General features: G+C 64.9%; 7 protein-coding genes. 1 reads left to right on the top strand and 6 read right to left on the bottom strand.

Translation table 11 applies throughout. The features are described 5' to 3' along the window. Nucleotides 1-96: 96 nt before the first annotated feature. The 6 genes from C7441_RS08270 to C7441_RS08245 all read right to left on the bottom strand — a co-directional run bounded on the left by C7441_RS08270 (nucleotide 97) and on the right by C7441_RS08245 (nucleotide 4,942). Nucleotides 97-732 carry a YceH family protein gene (locus tag C7441_RS08270; RefSeq protein WP_109612429.1) on the bottom strand — a complete coding sequence of 212 codons (636 nt, stop codon included), beginning with the start codon at nucleotides 730-732 and terminating at the stop codon, nucleotides 97-99. Nucleotides 733-890: 158 nt separating this feature from the next. Next, nucleotides 891-1,670 carry a succinate dehydrogenase iron-sulfur subunit gene (locus tag C7441_RS08265; protein WP_019170744.1) on the bottom strand — a complete coding sequence of 260 codons (780 nt, stop codon included), beginning with the start codon at nucleotides 1,668-1,670 and terminating at the stop codon, nucleotides 891-893. Between the two features lie 15 nt (nucleotides 1,671-1,685). Then, nucleotides 1,686-3,530: a succinate dehydrogenase flavoprotein subunit gene (sdhA, locus tag C7441_RS08260; protein ID WP_109612428.1), complete on the bottom strand. Its 1,845-nt coding sequence runs from the start codon at nucleotides 3,528-3,530 to the stop codon at nucleotides 1,686-1,688. 4 nt (nucleotides 3,531-3,534) lie between these two features. After that, nucleotides 3,535-3,918 (bottom strand): succinate dehydrogenase, hydrophobic membrane anchor protein, encoded by a 384-nt coding sequence (gene sdhD / locus C7441_RS08255; protein WP_019170742.1) that lies wholly within the window; start codon nucleotides 3,916-3,918, stop codon nucleotides 3,535-3,537. A 2-nt stretch (nucleotides 3,919-3,920) separates the two neighbouring features. Further along, nucleotides 3,921-4,325 carry a succinate dehydrogenase, cytochrome b556 subunit gene (gene sdhC / locus C7441_RS08250; protein ID WP_019170741.1) on the bottom strand — a complete coding sequence of 135 codons (405 nt, stop codon included), beginning with the start codon at nucleotides 4,323-4,325 and terminating at the stop codon, nucleotides 3,921-3,923. A 263-nt stretch (nucleotides 4,326-4,588) separates the two neighbouring features. After that, nucleotides 4,589-4,942 (bottom strand): hypothetical protein, encoded by a 354-nt coding sequence (locus C7441_RS08245; RefSeq protein ID WP_146201438.1) that lies wholly within the window; start codon nucleotides 4,940-4,942, stop codon nucleotides 4,589-4,591. 210 nt (nucleotides 4,943-5,152) lie between these two features. Between C7441_RS08245 and C7441_RS08240 the strand changes: the two genes are divergently transcribed. Beyond that, a complete protein-coding gene (locus C7441_RS08240; RefSeq protein ID WP_109612426.1) occupies nucleotides 5,153-5,521 on the top strand; it encodes a hypothetical protein in 369 nt (122 codons plus the stop codon). Nucleotides 5,522-5,823 lie beyond the last annotated feature (302 nt).

Genomic DNA, 5,823 nt, shown 5'->3' with positions numbered 1-5,823 from the left:
CGATCATCAGATGCTGGCCTCCATTCCAGCCACCATCTTGAATCACAAAATCAGCAAACAGGGAATCCTGACGATTCAATCAAGCCGTGAACCGCGCTAGCCGCCCAGCGCGTCGAGGCGGGCGCGCAGGGCCGCGACCTCTTCCTCCAGCGTCTGTATCCGGGCTTCGAGATCGGATGCCGGCATGACCGCCGGGCCGCGCTGCGCGGCAAGGGCGGCGACATCGACCGGCCCGCTCAGCAGGTGCGCATAGCGGTCCTCGCGCTGGCCGGGGCCGCGCCCGATTTCCTGCACCAGCGCCGGGCGCTTGCCGATCAGCATGTCGAGTTCGGTGCGCAGGTCTTCCATCGACTGGAAGCGCGCCATGCGCTCGCTGCGCGCCATCAGTTCGCCGGCGGTCTGGGGCCCGCGCAGAAGCAGCAGGCCGAGAACGGCGATCTGCGGCGTTGTCAGCAAGAAGCGCTGCGCGGCAAGATGCTCATAGCGCTCCACGCGCGAGCCGAAGACCTGGCGCACCAGTTCCTTCTGCTCGAGAGATTTCAGCGCCCGGTGCACCTCCATCTGCTCCAGCGCCATCACCGGCTCGCGCGCCGTCTTCTGGTTGGCGGCGGCATGGGCGGCATTGAGGGTGAGCGGATAGATGTCCGGCGTCAGCTCCTTTTTTTCGATCAGGCAGCCGAGCACGCGCGCTTCGATGGGGGTGAGGAGGGGGAGATCGGTTGTCGCTTCCATGCCGCAGCTATTGGCACAAAATGGCGCGGGCAACAACGCTCTCGCACATATGGGCAGCAATCCCGAAGGCGTATCCGGCGAGGGTTGTGCTCAAACGAACTGGAGCGCGGCGACGTCTGTCACCGCGCTCCAGTGAATCGGATCGGAGAAGCCCGGTCTTAAACCCTTCTCTCCACCATCATCTTCTTGATTTCCGCGATCGCCTTGGCCGGGTTGAGGCCCTTGGGGCAGGTCTGCGCGCAGTTCATGATGGTGTGGCAGCGATAGAGTCGGAACGGGTCCTCGAGATTGTCGAGCCGCTCGCCGGTCGCCTCGTCGCGGCTGTCGATCAGCCAGCGGTAGGCCTGTAGCAGCGTTGCGGGGCCGAGATAGCGGTCGCCGTTCCACCAGTAGCTCGGGCAGGAGGTGGAGCAGCAGGCGCACAGGATGCACTCGTAGAGGCCGTCCAGCTTGGCGCGGTCCTCATGGCTCTGCAGCCACTCCTTGGCCGGCTCCGGCGACACCGTCTGCAGCCAGGGCTCGATCGAGCGGTGCTGGGCGTAGAAGTTGGTGAGGTCGGGCACCAGGTCCTTCACCACCGGCATATGCGGCAGCGGGTAGATTTTCACCGCGCCGGAAATGTCGTCGCAGCCCTTGGTGCAGGCCAGCGTGTTGCCGCCGTCGATGTTCATGGCGCAGGAGCCGCAAATGCCCTCGCGGCAGGAGCGGCGCAGCGTCAGCGTCGGATCGATCTTGTTCTTGATCCAGAGCAGCGCGTCGAGGACCATCGGCCCGCAATCGTCCATATCGACATAGTAGGTGTCGATGCGCGGGTTTTCGCCGTCGTCCGGCGACCAGCGATAGATGCGGAACTCGCGCAGATTGGTCGCGCCCTCGGGCTTCGGCCAGGTCTTGCCCTGCCTGATCTGGGAGTTCTTGGGAAGAGCCAGTTCAACCATGTCGATCTCCCTCGATCAGTACACGCGCGCCTTGGGCGCGATCTTGGCGAGGCTGATGCCGCCTTCCGATTCCGGCAGCAGCGTCTCGGTGTGCACCGGGCGATAGTCCAGCGTCACCTTGCCGTCCTCGGAGAGGCGGGCCAGCGTGTGCTTGCGCCAGTTGGCGTCGTCGCGCGAGGAGAAGTCCTCGCGGGCATGCGCGCCGCGGCTTTCCTTGCGGGCTTCGGCGCCATAGACGGTCGGCAGCGCATTGGCCATCAGGTTTTCCAGCTCCAGCGTCTCCACCAGGTCGGAATTCCAGATCATCGAGCGGTCGGTGACCTTGAGGTCCTTCAGCTCGGTCCACAGCGCCGACATGCGCTGGCAGCCCTGCTCGAGCGATTCCTGCGTGCGGAACACGGCGGCGTCTTCCTGCATGGTGCGCTGCATCTTCTCGCGCAGCGCCGCCGTCGGCGTGCCGCCATTGGCGTGGCGCAGCCGGTCGAAGCGGTCCATGATCTTCTCGACCGCCTGCTCGTTGATCGCGGGAATCGGGGCGGCACGGTCGATCACCTCGCCGGCGCGGATCGCGGCGGCGCGGCCGAACACGACCAGGTCGATCAGCGAGTTGGAACCGAGGCGGTTGGCGCCGTGCACCGAGGCGCAGCCGGCCTCGCCCACGGCCATCAGGCCGGGCTGGACGCGGTCCGGCTCGCCTTCGGTCGGGTTCAGCACCTCGCCCCAATAGTTGGTGGGCACGCCGCCCATATTGTAGTGCACCGTCGGCAGCACCGGAATCGGCTCGCGGGTCACATCGACGCCGGCGAAGATTTTCGCGCTTTCCGAGATGCCCGGCAGGCGCTCATGCAGAACGGCCGGATCGAGATGGTCGAGATGCAGGTAGATGTGGTCCTTGTTGCGGCCGACGCCGCGGCCCTCGCGGATTTCCAGCGTCATGCAGCGCGAAACCACGTCGCGCGAGGCGAGGTCCTTGGCCGACGGCGCATAGCGTTCCATGAAGCGCTCGCCCTCGGAATTGACCAGATAGCCGCCTTCGCCGCGCGCGCCCTCGGTGATGAGGCAGCCCGAGCCGTAGATGCCGGTCGGGTGGAACTGCACGAATTCCATGTCCTGCAGCGGCAGGCCCGCACGCGCCGCCATGCCGCCGCCGTCGCCGGTGCAGGTATGCGCCGAGGTGGCGGAGAAATAGGCGCGGCCATAGCCGCCGGTCGCCAGCACCACCATCTTGGCGGAGAAGCGGTGGATGGTGCCGTCATCGAGGTTCCAGGCAACCACGCCGGTGCACACGCCGTCCGTCATGATCAGGTCGAGCGCGAAATACTCGATGAAGAACTGGGCGTTGTGCTTCAGCGACTGGCCGTAGAGCGTGTGCAGGATGGCGTGGCCGGTACGGTCGGCGGCGGCGCAGGTGCGCTGCACGGGCGGGCCGTCGCCGAAATTCTGCATGTGGCCGCCGAAGGGGCGCTGGTAGATCTTGCCTTCCTCGGTGCGCGAGAAGGGCACGCCATAGTGCTCCAGCTCATAGACGGCGGCCGGCGCGTGGCGCACCATGTATTCCATGGCGTCGACGTCGCCCAGCCAGTCCGACCCCTTGACGGTGTCATACATATGCCACTGCCAGTTGTCGGGACCCATGTTGGAGAGCGAGGCGGCAATGCCACCCTGTGCCGCCACCGTATGCGAGCGGGTGGGGAAGACCTTGGTGATGCAGGCCGTCTTCAGGCCCTGTTCGGCCATGCCGAGCGTCGCGCGCAGGCCCGAGCCGCCGGCGCCCACCACGACCACGTCGAACTTGTGGTCGACATAGGTATAGCCCTTGCCGGCGGATGCGGCGCCGTTGCCTTTGTTGTCCTTGGCCACTGGGTCAGCCCCCGAATGCGAGTTTGAGCAGGGCGAAGACCGAAGCAACGCCAACCGCGATCGTGAAGAATGTATTGAGCATGAACAGCACCAGCTTGCTGCCTTCGCCGTGGACATAATCCTCGATGATGACCTGCATGCCGAGCCGCATGTGATAGAGCCCCGACAGCAGCATCACGATCAGGATCAGCGCCACGAAGGGATTGGAAAGGGCCGCGCGGACATTGTCATAGCCGGTGCCGTTGAGCGCGACGATGAGGCCGACGAAGAACAGGGTGAGCGGGATATTGGCAACCGCAGTCAGGCGCTGGCGCCAGAAATGGCCGGTGCCTTCGCGCGCCGAGCCGAGACCCCGGACCTTCTTGAGAGGTGTACGCATGTCCGCCATGATCAGGCTCCCCGCACCATGTAGCCGACGACCCAGATCAGCACGGTCAGCACCACCGAGGCGATCAAGGAGGCCCAGGCGATCTTCGACGCCGTGCGCTTCTCAAGCCCCGCGCCCGCGTCCCAGATGAAATGGCGGATGCCGCCCATCATGTGGAGCATCAGCGCCCAGGTGTAGCCGAACAGGACGAGACGGCCGATCCACGTGCCGAAGATCCAGTCGACGAAATTGAAATAGCTTTCCGACACGGCCGCCGCGATCAGCCACCAGGCCACCAGCAGCGTGCCGAAGTAAAGCGCGCCGCCGGTGATGCGATGCAGGATCGACGTCGTCATCGTGATCGGCGGCTTGTAGACAGTCAGATGTGGCGATAGCGGCCTTGCCTGGGTGGCTGGTATCTTGCTCATGGCTCCCCTTTCCGGCGCCCGGTCATTCCGAGGCGCAAAAGCGGCGTGCCCTTCTCGGAATGCGACTTGGGACAGCGGCGTTCTAATGCGGTTTTTGCACCGCGTCAAAGCCGGATAAGCGTTTCGTGGTGGCAATTTGCGTCAATGGTCCAAAGCGTCAAGCCATTGTTCCACCTTCAATCGATTGAAGGTGGGCGGAAACCCGCCGAACCGCGAAAATGCAGGGCTGCCGCTTTTTTTGCTGCAGTGCAATGCAACCCGAATCACCTGCGGCAGTTCACCGGTTCCCGGCCGCTTTTCATGTAGAGCGCCTCATTGCCGTCCAGCACCAGCGCATAGGGCGTCTGGCCGTAGCGCGAGCGCTGGGTGACGGGCGCGGCCGGCAGTTCGACATCGTCGCCCTCAGGGTCCACCAGCCGCACCGAACTGCGGAAATTGTCGATGGTGAGTTCGCCGCGCGGGCCGCAATCGTAGACCGCATGCGCGGGCTGCGGCGCGCCGGCCTCGCGGGCGGCCTGCGCTGTTGCGGACGCCGCCTGCGCGCCGCCGCCGGCATTGCTTTCCGAAACGCAGGCCGCCACCGGCAGCAGGAGGCAAAGAAGGAGGGCAGGGCGCATCAAAACGGCGCCGCGACGATGGCTGAAATGAATCATCGGCAAAAACTATCCGCTTTGCCGCGGGCCGATCAACGGGAACACAGCGGCAACCTGACCGACATTTTGTTAACCATATCCGTTAATTAATCGCGGCCCTGCCCTTAACAAAGGTTAAGAAATCGTTAATTTCCATTCCGAGGAAGCGGCGCACCAGCGCAAGGAGATCGCGCCATGGACCGGAACGTGAAATCGCGAACTCGCCTGCTGCCACTGGTTCTGGCCGGTGGTCTTCTGGCCGCACTTGCCGTGCCGGCGAGTGCCGGCGGCCCCGACCTTGTCTATGCCGATTCATTCGGCAATCTCATTGTGGAAAGCGGGGCCGGCTACAAGCGCATCATCGTCGGGCAGGGGCATCGCGTCCGCCAGCTCGCCCAGTTTACGCGCTCGAACGAACGCCCCACGATCTATCCCGACGACAATGGCTATGTCAGCGCCGCCGCGGGCGATTGCTGGAGGCCGCCGGTGCTGGTCAAGGGCCGCAGCTATATGTACGGCTTCGATCAGGGCGTCATTCCCTTGCAGGGCGGCCCCTGCCGCTGAAGCCTGAAAAGCCGAGGCCGGTTTGCGGAGCGGTTCGGGAAAACGTCGTCAGGTTCCGGAGCATTTCGCAGCCAGACGGAATCGTCTGGCGTCGCACAGATACGGCCAGGAAAACCAGGCTGGGCAGCGGAACAGCGTTCGTCAGAACGCCCGCTGTTCTATGACGCGCGCGCGTCGTAGCGGCCGTCCGAGTAATCGGTCGCGACCCGCACGCAGTCGCGCCCGCCCCGCTTGGCCTCGTAGAGCGCCTTGTCGGCGCGCGACAGCAGGTCGGAGAGGGTTTCGCGCGGCATCCGTTCGGC

The sequence above is a fragment of the Pseudaminobacter salicylatoxidans genome (genome assembly GCF_003148475.1).
GTDB lineage: Bacteria > Pseudomonadota > Alphaproteobacteria > Rhizobiales > Rhizobiaceae > Pseudaminobacter > Pseudaminobacter salicylatoxidans.
Note: the sequence above shows the minus strand (reverse complement) of the source record. Positions and strands in the feature narration are given on the sequence as shown.

Coding starts and splice junctions, on each gene's coding strand:
- C7441_RS08245 (WP_146201438.1), bottom strand. CDS start 4,942: ATGCGCCCTGCCCTCCTTCTTTGCCTCCTGCTGCCGGTGGCGGCCTGC.
- sdhC (WP_019170741.1), bottom strand. CDS start 4,325: ATGAGCAAGATACCAGCCACCCAGGCAAGGCCGCTATCGCCACATCTG.
- sdhD (WP_019170742.1), bottom strand. CDS start 3,918: ATGGCGGACATGCGTACACCTCTCAAGAAGGTCCGGGGTCTCGGCTCG.
- C7441_RS08270 (WP_109612429.1), bottom strand. CDS start 732: ATGGAAGCGACAACCGATCTCCCCCTCCTCACCCCCATCGAAGCGCGC.
- C7441_RS08265 (WP_019170744.1), bottom strand. CDS start 1,670: ATGGTTGAACTGGCTCTTCCCAAGAACTCCCAGATCAGGCAGGGCAAG.
- C7441_RS08240 (WP_109612426.1), top strand. CDS start 5,153: ATGGACCGGAACGTGAAATCGCGAACTCGCCTGCTGCCACTGGTTCTG.